The sequence below is a fragment of the Candidatus Accumulibacter phosphatis genome, assembly GCF_012939955.1.
GTDB lineage: Bacteria > Pseudomonadota > Gammaproteobacteria > Burkholderiales > Rhodocyclaceae > Accumulibacter > Accumulibacter delftensis.
Genome location: NZ_SPMY01000007.1, coordinates 15,640 through 32,448 on the forward strand (window position 1 = coordinate 15,640; position 16,809 = coordinate 32,448).

A 16,809-nucleotide genomic window follows, 5' to 3' on the forward strand; every position below is an offset into this window, starting at 1 on the left:
CCACAGAATGCTGCGCGCACACACGGCGGCAGGCGCTGGCCAGCCACTGGGCAAGCACTGTGCGGTCCTAGGCCGAAGCGGGGGCTGCGGCTGCGCTGAGTTTGCCGAGCAGCCAGTAGCTGAGCAGGAAGGCGCCGATATGATAGGCGGTGTTCAAGAGCAGCCCAAACTGGACATAGATCAGCACCGTCAGCGCCAGGTAGAAGAGCAGGCAGGCCACCAGCAGCAGGCGCCGCCAGAGCGCTGGCATGGCTGGCCGGAACAGGCGCAGCCCGCCGCCAGCGATGGCCAGTGCTGCCATCGCCAGGACTTGCAGCCAGGGGTCGAGGCCGCGCAAGTGCACCCCCTGCAGCAGGTTGTTGACGACATCGGCATGCAACTCGACGCCGTGGCGAAACTCCGCGCCGACGCCGCGCCGAACCCGGAATTGATCCTTGCCGGCACGAGCATCGCCAATCAGGACGATTTTTCCGGCCAGTTCGCCGGCAGCGATCGTCGCTGCGGGCCCGCTGATCTGCTCGTAGTCGTAGCGTCGCGGTGGCTGCCGCCAGATCTCGATCGGCGCCAGGCGGATCAAGCCGTCTGCGACCCGATCGCCGCTGCTCAGCAGCGGGCAGTCGTTGCGCAGCTGCCCCGAGGCTTCGACGCTTGCCTGGAAGGGCTTCAGTGGTCCGCGCCAGAGCGTCCTGCCGGTGTCGCTGACCAGCGTCAGTTCGCGCAGCTGCTCGTCTACGGCCAGTGTTCTGCCGCCGACCGCGAGGCTGGCGATGGCGGCGATCTTGTCGCCGATGCGTTCAACGGGTGGCTGCTCGCTATCTACCGCAGCGGCGAGCTTGACGGCGGCGATTGGCGCGACCGAGGCGTAACCCAGGCGGCCGCCAACGCACAGCAGGCCCCAGGCACTGACTGCCTTGAGCAGTTCGGGAATCACCGCCGGGCCTTGGTCGAGCAGCTGATTGACGCCGACGATGACCTCGCTGCCACCCTGCCTGGCACGCCCGATGGCGGCGATCAGCTCGGCGTCGGCGGGATTCGCTTTCTCGAAATAGAGGTCGAAGACAATCACTTTGGCGCCCGCGGCGACCAGCTTGTCGAGCGCTCGCGCGTGCTCACGGCGCCAATCGGGTCCGAACCTGCCGAGGCGCGCTTCGGACTTCTCGTCAAAACCGACGATCACGATGCGCTCGCTGACCGGCGCGCTGGCGACCGTGTCGCCGAGTGCCATGGTGTAGCTTTCGATACGTGTATCGATGCCCAGCGCGTCGAACAACTGTACCCAGCCGAGGAAGAACATCAGCAGCGCGACGCCGGCGCCACCGTAGAGTCGCCATTTGCGCAGGCGTTCGGCATTCATCACTTGCACGAACTGATTGAGCAGGGATTGCCGCCCCTCGATGCTGCGGATCAAGGCATCAAGCTCGAACTTGAAACGCTTGTCGTCAAGAGCGTGCGCCTGGCGGCGAGCCAGCTCGGCAAGAGTCGCCGGTAGCTCCCCGGCGGCGGGCATCGTCGCGCCGCCGACCAGCACCGGGATCAGGCGCTTGCCCTGTGCGAGCGCTGCCGCCAGTTCATGGCAGACAAAATCGTCGGGCTGATCGAGACGCCGGCCGTTCTCGTTGCTGGCGCCCAGCCAACGCGGGCCAATCAAGGCGATGACTACGTCACAGGTGTCGATCTCGCGGTCGAGCACGTTCACGAAATCGTCGCCAGCTTCGATCTGGCCGATGTCCATGAACACCTGCTCGGCGCCGAAGTGCGCACTCAGGTGATCGTAGAGCCGTCCGGCGTAGGCGATGCTGTCTTCGCGGCGATAACTGATGAAAATCCGGGATGCGGTCTTTGCCAATTGGGCTGGGCCTGTTTTCGGTCGTGCGTCGCTGAACGGCAGTAGCTTCTGCACGGCGCTTGCAGCCGCCGCTCAAAGCGGGGGCCAGTTAGCGAAACTTGTCGCCGCGTGTTGGTGGCGGCTCCATGGGTGCTTTCCGATCGCTGTCGTGGCCGTCGTTCGAGCGGCTGCTCATCACCCCCACGCCGATAGCGAACAATCCCGCTGCCAGCGCGGCTGTGCCGAGGTTGGCGGTGTTGGGCACCAAGGCATCGAGATTCCTGATGCGGGTGCGAATCTGCTCGACTTCGCCGCTGCTCGCCCGCCCGACTTCGAGAAGGTCGGGGCCGACGATCGTCGCCGATTGCCCGACTGCCAGCCAGGTCTTGGCCCACTGCGCGGTGTTCGAAGTCAGCGCGACGCGGTCTTCGGCGACGACCACCCTGACGTGCGCGTCGGGGTCCACCCGCACCAGGTATTCGGTACCTTCCGAAGCGGCCGTGGCGTACTCGGTCTTGACTTTGAAGAGGCCTCTGGCCTTGACCAGGACTTCGCCGATGAAAACGAAGATCGAACCCAGGCGGACGTGCGTGTTGGGCTGCACGTAAACCCGGGCGCCCTCGGCAAAAGTGAGCACGACGGTCGACTGCGCATCGGTTCGGATCTCGTCACCCGGCTGCAGCGACATATTATGTTTCGGCTGTGCGCGTGCGCCCTGGCGAACGACGTCGACGCCAGCGATCGTCGCGCTGTCGACCAGTTGCTCCCCCTGCACGACACCGAGCGTGATCGACGCACAGCCGCTGACGGCGAAACAGAGAAGGAAGAGAAGGACGAGAAGCGGGGCAGCACGGCCATGTTCGAGCAAGTGTCGCCATGCCAGCCAGCCAGATGTAGTGTTGCTCTGTGTGCTTGACGCCATGAGAACGCCCTCCTTACCGCGGTTTAGCCCTGGGGCTGCGCGCATGGTCGCGGGCAGCTCGCACGAATCCAGGCCGGGTTGAGTGGGTTCGACCGCCCTGCGTGCCAGTAAGTGCGATGGACGTATGGGGAGTCGAGGAACGACAGCAGGAGTATATTCACAGCGGTCGGCAATAACAAACCCCCCGCAAACCCCAGTAACGCTCAGAGCTCCGAGGAGGAGTCGACAAATGCAGATTGCGCGCCAAGTCATTCTCGCGGTGCTCGTTGCCGGCCTGGTCGCCTGCTCCTGGCTGGCGCCGCTGGACTCGGCCGCCACGCAGCAGGCCGACGCCGGTCTGCAGCGGGCACTGCTCAGCTTTGCGACCGCCAGGGCTCTGAATGCGGCAATTTCGGTCGCCCAGGGAACCGAGATCGCGGTGCAACCCGGTGGCATGGGCGTCGTCCTCTCGCCCGGGCAGGTGCTCGATCCGGTCAACGATCTCGTCGAGCAGTTTTCGAACGTCATGCTCGCCGCCAGCGTCGCTTTCGGCGTCCAGAAAATGCTCATCAGCATGGCTGGCTACTGGCTGATCTCCCTGCTGCTGAGCGGCACAGCTGTCTGCTGGGCGTGGTTTCACTTCCGGCAAGAGGCGCTGCCGGGATGGTTGGCGCGGACCCTCGTCGTCCTCCTGATGCTGCGCTTCGCCGTGCCCGCAGTGACCATCGGCAGCGACCTGCTGTTCGAGAAGTTTCTCGTCGCCGACTATGACGCCAGCCAGCAGGTGATGAGCGTCGCACCGGCGCAAGTCGCCAGACTCGATGCGCCGCAGCCGCTGCCCGCCGGGGAGCAGGGCCTGCTGGACAGAATCAAGGGCTGGTGGGGGCAGGATCTGGAGGTGAAAGCGCGTTTCGACGCCCTGCAACAGGCGGCGGAGCAGGCCACCGAGCACATCATTACCTTGATCGTGGTCTTTCTGCTGCAGACCGTGGTCATCCCACTCCTCCTTCTCTCCGGTCTTTATGGCCTGGCGCGTGCTGCTTTCACGGTGCGCCGGAGCTAATCGGCGCGCCGAGTCCCTGCGCCCCGGTGGCGCGGCTTGGCGCCGATGCGCTTGCGCCTGCCGGCTATAATCGGGGGCTACTCGCCAGGGGATTCTGATTCATGTCCGATTTGCTCGCCCATCTCAATCCGCCGCAGCTTGCCGCGGTCACCCTGCCGCCGCAGCATGCCCTGATCCTGGCCGGTGCCGGCAGTGGCAAGACGCGGGTGCTGACCACGCGCATCGCCTGGCTGATTTCCACCGGGCAGGTTGGTCCGCAGGGTGTCCTGGCGGTGACTTTCACCAACAAGGCGGCCAAGGAAATGCAGGCCCGCCTGGCGGCACTGTTACCGATCAATACCCGCGGCATGTGGATCGGGACCTTTCACGGCCTGTGCAACCGCTTCCTGCGCGCGCACCATCGCGAGGCCGGCTTGACCGCGCAGTTCCAGATTCTCGATTCGGCGGACCAGTTGGCGGCGATCAAGCGCCTGCTCAAGAACCTCAACATTGACGACGAGAAGTATCCGCCACGCGAGCTGATGCATTTCATCAACGCGCACAAGGAGCAGGGGATTCGCGCCGCGCAGGCCGAAGCCTACGACGCCTATACCAGTCGGCGCGTCGAACTGTATGGCGAGTACGAAGGCCAGTGCCAGCGCGAAGGGGTGGTCGACTTCTCCGAGCTGCTGCTGCGTTCCTACGAGCTTCTGCAGCGCAACGAGCCACTCTGTCAGCATTATCAGGCGCGTTTCCGGCACATCCTGGTTGACGAATTCCAGGACACCAACCGCCTCCAGTACGCCTGGCTGAAACTGCTTGCCGGACGCGGCAGTGTCAAGTCCGAGAGCGCCGGCGCCTGCCTGTTCGCCGTCGGCGACGACGATCAGTCGATCTACGCTTTTCGCGGTGCCGAGATCGGCAATATGCGCGCCCTGCAGCGCGAGTTCGATTTGCCGGAGGTGATTCGCCTCGAGCAGAACTATCGCTCGCACGGCAATATCCTCGACGCGGCCAATGCCCTGATCAAACAGAACCGCGGTCGTCTCGGCAAGAACCTGTGGACCGAGGCCGGCGCCGGCGAACCGATTCGCGTTTTCGAGGGCTATTCGGACATCGCCGAGGCGGCGTTCATCGTCGAGGAAATTTGCGAACTGGCCGGCGACGGGGTTTCGCGCCAGCAGATGGCGCTCCTTTATCGCTCGAATGCGCAGTCGCGGGTGCTCGAGCATCAGCTGTTCAAGCAGGGCCTGGCCTATCGGGTACATGGCGGCCTGCGCTTCTTCGATCGCCAGGAGATCAAGCACGCGCTCGCTTATCTGCGGCTGCTGGCCAATCCCGACGACGATACGGCTTTCGCGCGGGTGGTCAATTTCCCGACGCGCGGGATCGGCGGTCGCAGCATCGAGGCGCTGCAGGAGGCTGCCCGGCAGAGCAACTGCAGTTTGTATAACGCCGCCGCCAGTCTGGCCGGCAAGCCCGGCGGTGCGGTGGCCAGGTTCATCGCCATGATCGAGAGCCTGCGCGCCGAGACCCGGGATCTGCCTTTGCCGGAAGTGATCGACCAGCTCATCGAGCGCAGCGGCCTGCGCCAGCATTATCTTGCCGACAAGGAAGGCCAGGATCGGCTCGAAAACCTCGACGAACTGATCAACGCTGCGAGCAGTTTCCTGAAAGACGATGGCGTACCGCTGGTCGACGGTGACGAAGTCGTGCCTGATGGCGGTCCGCTGGCCTCCTTCCTGGCGCACGCCTCGCTCGAAGCGGGCGAGCACCAGGCCGGCGAGGGGCAGGACGCCATCCAGTTGATGACCGTGCACGCGGCCAAGGGTCTCGAATTCGACATCGTCTTCATTACCGGCCTCGAACAAGGCCTGTTTCCGCACGAGAATGCGGCGCAGGAGCGCGAAGGCCTCGAAGAGGAGCGCCGGCTGATGTACGTGGCGGTGACGCGGGCGCGCAAACGCCTCTACCTGACGCACGCGCAGACGCGCATGCTGCACGGGCAGACCCGCTACTGCCTGCCGTCGAGCTTTCTTGAAGAACTGCCGGTGGAACTGTTGCGCAAAATCAACCGTGGCCTCAGCAGCGCCCCGCTCGCTCCGCCGCGTTCGACCGCCGTCGCTGGTGCTGCCTGGCAGCAGCCGGCTGCTGCCAACGCTCTGCGCATTGGTCAGAACGTCCGCCACGCCCGCTTCGGCGTCGGGGTTATCGTGTCCAGCGAAGGGGCGGGGCCGGAGGCGCGCGTACAGGTCAATTTCGGTGCCGGCGGCGTGAAGTGGCTGGCGCTCGAGTACGCCAAACTGACGCCTGCCTGAGCTGCGGCGGGTTGTCCACAGGTCGCGCGTCACAGCGGCGCTGGTTTCGGTGGGGGATTTGTAGTTACGCACCACTTGTGTGGATAAGCCTGTGGAACGTCTGTTGCTTCACTCGGCAAGTAGTAGCCTGGACAGGCCTTTTTTGCGCTTGCTCAAAAAGCGGGCAGCGCACTAGACTATCAGGCCTAACCAAGGAGGGAGCTGGCCATGCCTTTTGCCATTCGTATTCATCAGACCGGTGGGCCGGAAACGATGTGCTGGGAAGAAGTGTCAGTGGGCGAACCAGCGGCTGGCGAGGCGCGGGTGCGTCACGAAGCAGTCGGGCTCAACTTCATCGACATCTACCATCGCAGCGGACTCTATCCGCTGCCGCTGCCCAGCGGTCTCGGCCTGGAAGGCGCCGGGGTGGTCGAGACCGTCGGTGAGGGCGTCACGGAGCTGCGCGCCGGCGATCGAGTCGCCTATGCGGGTGGTCCCGTGGGTGCTTACAGCCAGGTGCGTTGCCTGCCCGCCGACCGGCTGCTGAAACTGCCCGAGGCGATCGCTTTTCGCACCGCGGCGGCGATGATGCTGCAGGGCCTGACCAGTGCCTATCTGCTGCGTCGTACCTATCGCGTGCAGGCCGGCGAAAGCGTCCTCATCCACGCCGTTGCCGGCGGCGTTGGCCTGATCGCCTGCCAGTGGGCCAAGGCGCTGGGCGCAACGGTGATCGGTACGGTTTCCAACCCGGCCAAGGCGGCGCTGGCTACCGCCCACGGCTGCGATCACGTGATCGACTACAGCCGCGAGGAGGTCGCGCCAAGGGTTCGCGAGATTACCCGCGGCGAGGGGGTGGCGGTGGTCTATGACGGGGTTGGCAAAGACACTTTTGCCGCCTCGCTGGACAGCCTGCAGACGCGTGGGATGATGGTCTGTCTGGGCAATGCCTCGGGGCCGGTGCCGCCCCTGGACCCGCTGCTGCTTTCGCAGAAGGGCTCGCTATTCCTGACGCGGCCGACCTTGATGCACTACATCGCCAAGCGCGCCGAACTCGCCGAGCTGGCTGCCGAACTGTTCGAGTTGGTCGGCTCGGGCAAGGTCAGGATCGAGGTCAACCAGAGCTATGCGCTTGCCGACGTGGCTCAGGCGCATCACGATCTGGCCGCACGCAAGCATAGCGGGTCGACCGTCCTGCTGCCGTGATGGAGGGTCTGCGCGCAGCCTTTCGCTGGCTTTTGCCAACCTGCGTTACAAAGTGCGCGAGCACGTCAACCGGCTTCGTGAGAAGCTTTGCCGGCCTGCAACCACACCAATGACAAGGACAAAAAAAGAATGAAATCCTTCCTGATTGCCAATCCAAAAGGGGGTTCCGGGAAATCGACGTTGGCGATCAATCTGGCCGGCCACCTCGCGTGCAGCGGCCATCATGTGATGCTCGGCGATGTCGATCGTCAGCAGTCGTCACGGGAGTGGCTGCGCATGCGCCCGCGCGCGCTGGCGGAGATTAGCTGTTGGGACATCGAACCGGGGAAAACTGCCCGGCCGCCGAAGGGCACGACGCACGTCGTCCTCGACACGCCAGCGGCTTTGCACGGCAAAGCGCTCGATAACGTCGTCAAGCAGGTCAGTCGGGTACTCATTCCGGTGCAGCCGTCGCTCTTCGATATGCTCGCGACACGCCAGTTTCTCGAGGCCTTACTGGCCGAGAAAGCGGTACGCAAGGAGCAGACCCTCATCGCCGCGGTCGGCATGCGCGTCGATCCACGCACGCGTGCGGCTGCCGAGCTGGAGCGTTTTCTGGCCAAATTCGAGCTGCCGGTGCTGACGCATCTGCGCACTACCCAGCTCTACGTACAGACGGCGATGCACGGCATGACCATCTTCGATATTTCCGCGTCGCGTGCGGCCAAGGACCTCGAGCAGTGGCAGCCGATCATCGACTGGATCAACCAGGGCTAGGCTCCTGCGGCAGCTGTTCGCGAGCCCCGCAGGGCGTGTGGGGTCGGTGATGACTTTCGTGATCCGGGGTGTCCCTCCATGTCGTGACCGTTTGCGTGCAGCGTCGGCGTAAAATGGCCGGATGCCTGAAACCCCGTTCGTCCATCTTCGCCTGCACAGTGAGTATTCGGTTACCGACGGCATCGTCCGTCTCGGTGATGCGCTTGCTCGCGCAGGCAGCTACGGCATGCCGGCTCTGGCGCTCACCGATCTGGCGAATGTCTTCGGCCTGGTCAAGTTCTACTCTGCGGCACGTGGCAAGGGAATCAAGCCGCTGCTCGGTAGCGATGTCTTCATTGCCAACGAAAGCGATCCCGATCGTCCGTATCGACTGCTGCTACTGGTTCGCTCGGGGCAGGGCTACCGGCAACTGTGCGAGCTACTGTCGCGTGCCTATCTGGCGCCGCGCGTGCGTGGTCGTGCCGAGCTCAGCCGGCGCATGCTGCACGAGGTGGGCGTCGATGGTCTGATCGCGCTTTCGGGCGCTGCTGGCGGCGATGTCGGTGAAGCGCTGCTGCAGGGCCGGTTCGAGCAGGCGGCGCTGTGCGCGCGGCGTTGGCAGCAGCTCTTCCCGGACGCTTTCTATCTCGAAGTGCAGCGCTACGGGCAGCCTCAGCAGGAGTTCCTGGTCACCGCGACCGCCGATCTTGCGGCGGAGCTGGAGCTGCCGCTGGTGGCCACGCATCCAATCCAGTTTCTCGAACGCGACGATTTCAAGGCGCACGAAGCCCGCGTCTGTATCGCCGAGGGCTACATGCTCGGCGACGCCCGGCGTCCGCGCTTGTACACTGAAGAGCAGTATTTCAAGTCCTCCGAGGAGATGGTCGCGCTTTTTGCCGACCTTCCCGAAGCGCTCGAGAATGCGGTCGAAATCGCCAAGCGCTGCAATCTGCAGATCACCCTCGGCAAGAGCTACCTGCCCGATTTTCCGACTCCGGAGGGTGTCACCCTGGCTGACTTCCTGCGCCAGGAAGCCGTCGCCGGCCTCGAAGTGCGCTTGCAGCAGCTCTTTCCAGATGGCGCCGAGCGCGCCGCACAGCGGCCGGCGTACGATGCGCGCCTGCAGCTCGAGACGGACACCGTCGTGCAGATGGGCTTCCCGGGCTACTTCCTGATCGTTGCCGATTTCATCAACTGGGCCAGGCACAATGGCTGTCCGGTCGGGCCGGGGCGTGGTTCCGGCGCCGGTTCGGTGGTCGCCTACGCCTTGGGAATCACCGACCTCGATCCCCTGCGCTACGCGCTGCTCTTCGAGCGCTTCCTCAACCCCGAGCGGGTGTCGATGCCCGACTTCGACATCGACTTCTGCCAGGACAATCGCTGGCGGGTGATCGAATACGTGCGCGAAAAGTACGGCGCCGCGGCGGTGTCGCAGATCGTCACCTTCGGCACCATGTCCTCGAAGGCGGTGATTCGCGATGTCGGGCGCGTGCTCGACCTGCCCTACACTTTCTGTGATCAGCTTTCCAAGCTGATCCCGGTGGAAACCAACAAGCCGCTGTCACTGGCCAAGTCGCTGCTTGCCGAACCTCAGTTGCAGGCGCGGATCGACGAGGAAGAGGAGGTCAGGGATCTCTTCGACCTCGCAGCCCGTCTCGAAGATCTTACGCGCAACGTCGGCATGCACGCTGGCGGCGTGCTCATCGCGCCCGGCAAGCTGACCGACTTCTGCCCGATCTATTCGGCCGACGGCGGCGGCTCGGTGGTTTCGCAGTACGACAAGGACGATGTCGAGAAAATCGGCCTGGTGAAGTTCGACTTCCTCGGCCTGCGCAACCTGACGATCATCGAACTGGCGCTCAAGTACGTCGAGCAGCTGAGCGGCGAGCGCCCGGATCTGGCGAGCCTGAGCTTCGACGATCCCAAGACCTACCAGATTCTCAAGGACGGCAATACCACCGCCATCTTCCAGGTGGAATCGGAAGGCATGAAGAAGCTGGTGCGCAAGCTGGCGCCCGACCGCTTCGAGGACATCATCGCCGTGCTCGCGCTGTACCGGCCGGGGCCGCTGGGCTCCGGAATGGTCGACGACTTCATCCTGCGCAAGAAAGGTCAGCAGAAGATCGACTATTTCATCGACGACCTGAAGACCTGCCTCGAACCGACTTACGGGGTCATCGTCTATCAGGAACAGGTGATGCAGATCGCGCAGATCATCGGCGGCTATACGCTGGGTTCCGCCGACCTCCTGCGCCGCGCGATGGGCAAGAAAAAAAGCCGAGGAAATGGCCAAGCATCGCGACATGATGCGTGACGGGGCGAAAATCAAGGGCTACGACGAAAAGCTGGTGATGCAGCTCTTCGACCTGATGGAGAAGTTCGCCGAGTACGGCTTCAACAAGTCGCACACCGCCGCCTACGCGGTGGTCACCTATCACACCGCCTGGCTGAAGGCACACCACTGCGCGGCCTTCATGGCAGCGACCCTGTCCTCGGACATGGACAACACCGACTCGGTGAAGATTGCCCATGACGACGCACTCAACAACGGCCTGCAGATGCTTGGCCCGGACATCAACGCTTCGCAGTATCGCTTCACGCCGGTCGATCGACAGCACATTCGCTATGGCCTCGGTGCGGTCAAGGGAACCGGCGAACAGGCGGTGAATACCATTCTCGACGCCCGCGCAGCCGCCGGCCCGTTCAAGGATCTCTTCGATTTCTGTCGGCGTTCGGACAAGCGCATGGTCAACCGGCGCAGCATCGAGGCGCTGATTCGCGCCGGCGCCTTCGACTCGCTCGACGATCATCGTGCCCGTCTGCTGGCCTCGGTCGGCATCGCCATCGAAGCCGCCGAGCAGGCCGAGCGCAACGCCATGCAGGTCAGCCTGTTCGATCTTCTCGAAGCCGGTGGCGACGAGGACGGTGGAGCGCACGGCCCGCGCTACGTCGAAGTGCCGCGCTGGAGCGAAAGGCAGCGGCTCAACGAAGAGAAGATCGCCCTCGGCTTCTACTTTTCCGGTCACCCTTTCCACGAACTGCAGGCCGAAGTGTCGCGTTTTGCGCGCAAGCCGCTGGCGGCGCTGGAGGCGCGCAAGGAGCCGCAGTTCCTCGCCGGGCTGGTGGTCGGCGTGCGCAGCAAATTCACGGCGCGCGGCAAGATGGCCTTCATCCAGCTCGACGACGGCAGCACTTCGCTCGAAGTCTCGGTGTTCAGCGAGTTGCTCGATGCCGAACGCGCCAAGATCAGGGAGGACGAGGTGCTGATCGTCGAAGGCAAGGTGCAACGTGACGACTTTGCCGGCGAAGGTCGCCTGAAAGTCGTTGCCGAACGCCTGCTGACGCTGGCCGAGGCGCGTGGCCGCTTTGCTCGCCATCTGCGCCTGACGCTCAACGGCCAGGCCAGTGGAGGCAATGCCCGGGCTGCGGCACAACGCCTGCGCAGCCTGCTGGCACCGTACACTCCGGGCAATTGTCCGGTACGGCTGGCGTATCACAACGGCGAGGCGACTTGCGAACTGGCGTTCGGTGACGCCAGTCGGGTGCGCCTCGAGGACGATCTGCTGACCTCTTTGCGCGCCTGGCTGAGCACGGAAAACGTCAGCGTTGACTACCCCTGAGCGAGGCCATGAAAATCCCCTTGCTAATCGACCAGGCTCTGCTCGATAGCGTCAGTCTCGAAGCCTGCCGCAGCCCGCGCCAGCGCAAGAATCGCAACTTCCATGCCGACGATGCGGCGCGCGCACACCGCTTGCTCAATGCCATCGAGCCCGGCTCCTACTTGATGCCGCATCGCCATCTCGACGCCAACAAGGACGAAACGATGATTGTTCTGCGCGGCCGCCTGGGCGTCGTTTTCTTCGACCAGCTTGGCCAGGTGCAGCAGACGGTGGTGCTGGCGCCAACGGGCCCGGTCTGCGGCGTCGACATCCCGCACGGCGTGTATCACACGATTCTGGCGCTCGATCCCGGGACGGTGATGCTCGAAGCCAAGGGCGGTCCCTACCTGCCGCTCGACGAGGCCGAGCGTGCGCCATGGGCGCCCGCCGAAGGGGCGCCGGAAGTAGCCGCCTACGCGCGCTCATTGCGCGAGCGCTTCGCGTAGCGAAGCGGCAGTCCAGCGACTTGCAGGCGATTTGCCCGGATCATCCCTCTTTGGGCTTGCTGGCCAGCCGATCCGGTACCGTCAGGTTCCAGTGGATGGCCGCTGCGCGCAGCGCGAAGATAAGCACGATTGCCGTCGCCGCGCCGAGCGATCGATACTCGGGAGCGAATGCCAGTAGCGCCACGTAGAGCGCGCAGCCGAAGCTTATCGGTATGGCGTAGATCTCGCGCGTCATCAAGAGCGTTTGTCTTCCCGCCAGTACGTCGCGAATCAGTCCGCCACCAATCGCGGTGATGATCCCCAGGATGACCGGGGCCAGTGGCCGGCCGAAGTCCAGTGCCCAGACCTTGTCGGTCGCCGCGATCGCAAACAGGGAAGCGCCCAGGCCATCGAGATAGAGCATCAGCCTGTAGATCTCTTTGCGCGTAAATAGCGAGTTGGCAGCAAAGGTAGCCAGACTGGCAGCCAGCGCGACCCAGATATAGGCGAGATCGGAGGCCCAGAAGACCGGCACGCCGAGGATGATGTCGCGGATCGTGCCGCCGCCGATGGCGGTGATGATTCCCAGGACCGTCACCCCGAAAAAATCGATGCCGCGGGGCGCGACGGCGAGCACCGCGGTGACTGCGAAAGCGGCCGTGCCCGCCATCCCGACCCAGTAAGTGAGCGCATTCAATACAGATCTCCCTCCGCAAGGTGGTGCGTGTTTTTTTCTGGTGCTGGTGCTGTTCAGGGCGCTTGCTCGGCGGCCGTTCCCGGCCGGCAGGGTCGCGCGGCGGGGCTTGTCGGTCTCGATCCGCTGTTTTATGGTGACATTATCGGCGCTTACGGGGTTCTCGAACGTGCTGCTGGGCAGCGAAGGCGCGAGTCGTGCAGCGGATCTCTCGTACAATCGGGAACGAGGGGGAACGAGCGGGAACAAGCCGGATGGCCTCCGCTAACGGAGCGGCAGGCGCCGAAGTCCGCTCAAAGTCCGCGAACGCTGCACCTGCCGGTCGATCGCTGGATTAGCCACCGCTCGAGCGTGCCCCCGACAATACATGAGGCCTGTCCGATCACTGCCATGCAAACGACAACCAGGTTGAACGCCAAGCGTGGTTGGGCAAGGTACGTCCTGCTCGCACTGGCGGCGCTGATTCTGGCCCTGATCAGCGCCGCGAGCTGGTTTGTGCTTGACGGTGAGCGCATGCGCGTGGCGCTCGAAAAAGGCGTCAGCGCCGTGAGCGATCGCCCCTTCCACGTAGACGGCGATTTGGCGATCAGTTTCGGTCGCATCACGACCGTCCGTGCTGCCAATATTCGCTGGCTGAATCCGGCATGGAGCAAGCAGCCGGACATGCTTTCGGCGAGGAATCTGTCGCTCTCCATCGACCTCTGGAGTCTTGTTCGCGGCCCGATCGTGATCAGCAAGGCGCAGGCTGACGACGCCAAGCTGTTCTTCGAGTGGGGTGAAGAAGGGCAGTTCAACTGGACAATGGGGGGCAGCGACAGGAGCAAATCTGACGAGCGCTCAGCTCCGCTGCGCCTGGTTCTCGGTCAAACCGAACTGCGCAATGTCCAGTTCCGCGTCCGTCACCCCGGCATGACTGACGAGTTGCTTGTCGACATTGTCCAGGCAAGCCAGCAACAAGATGCGGAAGACATGCTGCTGATCAGCACCGACGCCGTGATCGACAAGCGCCCGATCAAGGTAAACGGTCGCGTCGGTCCTTTCCACGAGCTCATCGCCGGGGGGGCGATAAACTACGACTTCAATCTCGAAGGGCCGAACGTCAGCCTGAAAGCGAGCGGCCATCTCGATCGCCTGAGCGATCCGAGAGCGCCGCGCATGAGTGTTGATCTTTTCGCGGCCGACGCTGCTGACGTCTTGCGTACCCTCGTGCTTCCCGAACTGACCACCGGCAGCATCGAGCTGCACGCCGGGATTACGCCTGGCGAAGAGCATCTGGACGGTACGCTGAAGGGCAACTTTGGCGCCTTCAAGCTGGATGGCAAGTTGACGACGACGAGTCTCTCTTCGCTAGACGATTTCTCCCTGCTGTTGCACTCGGACGGTCCCGGTGTGGCTGCCTTCGGCAAGCTGCTTGGCGTCGCCCGTCTGCCAAACGAACCCTACTCCTTGCAGGTCGATGTCAGTCGGAATGGCAAGGAGTTGCACGTCAGGCAGCTGTCGTACGCCAGCGAAGGCCTGCTGATCAAGGCATCAGGCGCGGCGTCCAGCTGGCCGGAACTCGGCGACCTCGATCTCGATATTGACGCCAAGGTGGCCAACTTGCAGAGCTTCGGCAAGCTGCTATCGCTGCCGTCCTTGCCGAAATTGCCACTGACGGTCAAAGCCAGCGTGAAGCGCAAGGGGGGCGGTGGTAGCAACGACTTGCAGGGCGACTTCGCCCTTGGCAATATCGCCGGCGAGGTGTCCGGCAAGCTGAGCGACCGCAAGAATCTCGCCGGCTCCACCTTCAGCTATCGTGCCGGCTCTGCGGACTTGCGCGAACTGGCACGGGCGCGTGGCATCCCTTTGCCCGCGGAGGGACCGCTTCCTGCACGCTTGAACGGCGAGCTGGCGCTGCTTTCGGAGCAGCTACGGATCGACAGCTTTGCTGCGGACATTGCCGACAATCATTTGTCCGCCAGCGGGCAGATCGACTTCCGACCTGCCGACTCGCTTGTTGAACTGGAACCGCAGATAAGAGGCACGGACCTGTATCGCCTGGCGCGATTCCTCCTTGGCGAAGAGAAAGCCGCTTATTTTCCCGTTGGCCCCTATGCGCTTGGCGGCAAGTTGAGGCTCCAGGGTTCTCGGCTGCAGTTCAACAGCAAGGACGCACAGGCGGGAAACAGCGTGCTTGGCTTTGATGGTTCGCTTGATTTTGGGAAAAAAACGCCAAGGGTGGACGCCAGGGTCACGGCCAAGGGCGGGAGCCTTGCCGCGCTCCTCAAACCGGAGATTCTGGAGGGTGTGCCGGCGGCGGCGTTTTCGTTGAGTACCACTTTGGCAATGTCCGATCAGGGAGTGGTGCTGAAGGATCTGCAGTTCGCGCTGGCAGATAGCACTTTGACCGGGCGGCTGTCGACGGGCTGGCCTCGCGAGCCAGAACGCATCAGCTTCGATTTGATTGCCGCCGGCAGCGATCTGCGCGCCTCCTTGCCGGCCACTCCTGGCTACGTCGCCGCGCCGGTTGCCTTTCGCGTCGAAGCCAAGGGCAGGGCTGACCCGGCCAGTGTTCAAATCGAGCGACTGGATGGCAAACTCGCGGAGGCCACTATCGCTCTCGCCGGCAAGCTGGTCTTGAAACCGGTTTTGTCGGCCGATGCTCTCCGCCTGTCGCTGAAGGGGCCGAAATTGTCGGCGCTTGGCAGCCTGACGGCGTGGCCCGTGGTCGATTTGCCCTTCGCGGTCAGCGGCACCATGACCGGCAGCAAGGATGGCGCGCGCATGGACGATTTTCAGGCCACCCTTGGCAACAGTGACCTCAAGGGAAGTTTGCGCATCAGCACCGCGGCCAGGCCACGTATCGATCTCGACGTGCGCTCCGACTATTTGGCCCTCGATCTACTGCGCGAGCCTCAGGGCGTTGTGGCGCAGGCGACGACTGGGGTCGATAAGGCGAGAGGGGGCCAGAAAGCGCAGGCGGACGACAAGAGCGGCAAATTGTTTTCGGACGAAGCGCTGCCTCTGGACGTGCTGCGTACCTTCGACGGCACACTGCTGGCGTCGCTTGCCAAGGTGGAAGGTACGCAACAGCAGCTACGTGATGTTCACGCCGCCGCCACTCTTCAAGACGGACTCCTGGCGGTGAAACAACTGCAGGGTCAGGGGCGGCAGGGCAAAGTGACGGCAAACTTCACGCTCGATGTTCGGGGTAAGCAGCCGGCCGTCAAGGGGCAGCTCAAGGCGAGTGATGTGATTTTCTTTGTCCGCGGCATGGCCAAGGAGGATGAAGCCAGGCTCCCGCATCACACCCTCGAAAGTCACTTTTCGGCAAGTGGGAACAGCATCAGCGCCTTGGCCGCAGGCCTTGACGGCTATTTCTGGTTGCGCAGTTCCCCGGGGCAATTTCGCTCGCTGGACATGGACGTGCTCTTCGGCGATTTCGCCTCCCAGTTGTTCAGCACGCTCAATCCCTTTGCCAAAAAGAACACCTACTCGACCCTGAGCTGCGCCGGCGTTTATCTCGAGGCGCGCAAGGGGCGCGTCGAGACTGCGCCAGCGGTGGTTCTGCAAACTGACCGGCTTTCCGTTGTGTCGCGAGGAACGATCGACCTGCGCTCGGAGAAGATCGACTTCACCTTCAGAGTCGCACCGCTGCAAGGGGTCGGCTTCAGTGCCGGCGACCTGATCAAGCCCTTCATCAAGCTGGGCGGCACCTTGCAAGCCCCGGCGCTGGATCTCGATGTCGCCAACGCCGCGGTTGAAGGAGGTGTTGCCGTTGCCACCTTCGGAGCGTCGCTGCTCGCCGGCAGTCTCTGGGATCGCTGGATCAGCTCGCCTGGGGCTTGCGCGAAGATCGAGGAGGAGGCACGCAAGCTTCGCCTTTCGCGAAGCACGTAGGATGTGTCCGGGTTCTGGCCGCAGAAAAGAATGTGTACCGCGTTGCGCAAGTCGGCGAACAGGAACGGGCGAGCGAGTCGGCGCCTTCGAGGGCGCGAATTTTGCGGCCGCGAAGCAAAGGCGACTGGAATGTACCAATGGCCTGTATG

General features: G+C 63.7%; 9 protein-coding genes and 1 pseudogene. 7 read left to right on the plus strand and 3 right to left on the minus strand.

What is annotated here, in order from left to right; translation table 11 throughout:
* Window positions 1-67: 67 nt before the first annotated feature.
* Window positions 68-1,846, minus strand: a complete 1,779-nt coding sequence (locus E4Q23_RS02645; RefSeq protein WP_169065195.1) for a CHASE2 domain-containing protein — start codon at window positions 1,844-1,846, stop codon at window positions 68-70.
* A gap of 88 nt (window positions 1,847-1,934) precedes the next feature.
* Window positions 1,935-2,747: a FecR family protein gene (locus E4Q23_RS02650; RefSeq protein WP_169065196.1), complete on the minus strand. Its 813-nt coding sequence runs from the start codon at window positions 2,745-2,747 to the stop codon at window positions 1,935-1,937.
* 229 nt (window positions 2,748-2,976) lie between these two features.
* Between E4Q23_RS02650 and E4Q23_RS02655 the strand changes: the two genes are divergently transcribed.
* The 6 genes and pseudogenes from E4Q23_RS02655 to E4Q23_RS02680 all read left to right on the plus strand — a co-directional run bounded on the left by E4Q23_RS02655 (window position 2,977) and on the right by E4Q23_RS02680 (window position 12,108).
* Window positions 2,977-3,789, plus strand: coding sequence for a hypothetical protein (locus E4Q23_RS02655; RefSeq protein ID WP_169065197.1), 813 nt, complete (start codon window positions 2,977-2,979; stop codon window positions 3,787-3,789).
* Window positions 3,790-3,890: 101 nt separating this feature from the next.
* A complete protein-coding gene (locus E4Q23_RS02660) occupies window positions 3,891-6,086 on the plus strand; it encodes a UvrD-helicase domain-containing protein (RefSeq protein WP_169065198.1) in 2,196 nt (731 codons plus the stop codon).
* A 207-nt stretch (window positions 6,087-6,293) separates the two neighbouring features.
* Entirely contained in the window at window positions 6,294-7,268 is a 975-nt protein-coding gene (locus E4Q23_RS02665; RefSeq protein WP_169065199.1) for a quinone oxidoreductase family protein, read from the plus strand.
* A gap of 129 nt (window positions 7,269-7,397) precedes the next feature.
* The gene (locus E4Q23_RS02670; RefSeq protein ID WP_169065200.1) at window positions 7,398-8,024 is read left to right on the plus strand and encodes a ParA family protein; all 627 of its coding nucleotides are present in this window, start codon (window positions 7,398-7,400) and stop codon (window positions 8,022-8,024) included.
* Window positions 8,025-8,145: 121 nt separating this feature from the next.
* Window positions 8,146-11,623 (plus strand): annotated as a pseudogene (dnaE, locus tag E4Q23_RS02675) (DNA polymerase III subunit alpha).
* Between the two features lie 8 nt (window positions 11,624-11,631).
* Window positions 11,632-12,108: a WbuC family cupin fold metalloprotein gene (locus E4Q23_RS02680; RefSeq protein WP_169065201.1), complete on the plus strand. Its 477-nt coding sequence runs from the start codon at window positions 11,632-11,634 to the stop codon at window positions 12,106-12,108.
* Window positions 12,109-12,148: 40 nt separating this feature from the next.
* On the opposite strand, the gene E4Q23_RS02685 is transcribed toward E4Q23_RS02680, so the two are convergent.
* Window positions 12,149-12,784, minus strand: a complete 636-nt coding sequence (locus E4Q23_RS02685; RefSeq protein WP_169065202.1) for a trimeric intracellular cation channel family protein — start codon at window positions 12,782-12,784, stop codon at window positions 12,149-12,151.
* A 405-nt stretch (window positions 12,785-13,189) separates the two neighbouring features.
* Between E4Q23_RS02685 and E4Q23_RS02690 the strand changes: the two genes are divergently transcribed.
* Window positions 13,190-16,660 carry an AsmA family protein gene (locus E4Q23_RS02690; protein ID WP_211203609.1) on the plus strand — a complete coding sequence of 1,157 codons (3,471 nt, stop codon included), beginning with the start codon at window positions 13,190-13,192 and terminating at the stop codon, window positions 16,658-16,660.
* Window positions 16,661-16,809 lie beyond the last annotated feature (149 nt).

Coding starts and splice junctions, on each gene's coding strand:
- E4Q23_RS02655 (WP_169065197.1), top strand. CDS start 2,977: ATGCAGATTGCGCGCCAAGTCATTCTCGCGGTGCTCGTTGCCGGCCTG.
- E4Q23_RS02650 (WP_169065196.1), bottom strand. CDS start 2,747: ATGGCGTCAAGCACACAGAGCAACACTACATCTGGCTGGCTGGCATGG.
- E4Q23_RS02660 (WP_169065198.1), top strand. CDS start 3,891: ATGTCCGATTTGCTCGCCCATCTCAATCCGCCGCAGCTTGCCGCGGTC.
- E4Q23_RS02670 (WP_169065200.1), top strand. CDS start 7,398: ATGAAATCCTTCCTGATTGCCAATCCAAAAGGGGGTTCCGGGAAATCG.
- E4Q23_RS02665 (WP_169065199.1), top strand. CDS start 6,294: ATGCCTTTTGCCATTCGTATTCATCAGACCGGTGGGCCGGAAACGATG.
- E4Q23_RS02680 (WP_169065201.1), top strand. CDS start 11,632: ATGAAAATCCCCTTGCTAATCGACCAGGCTCTGCTCGATAGCGTCAGT.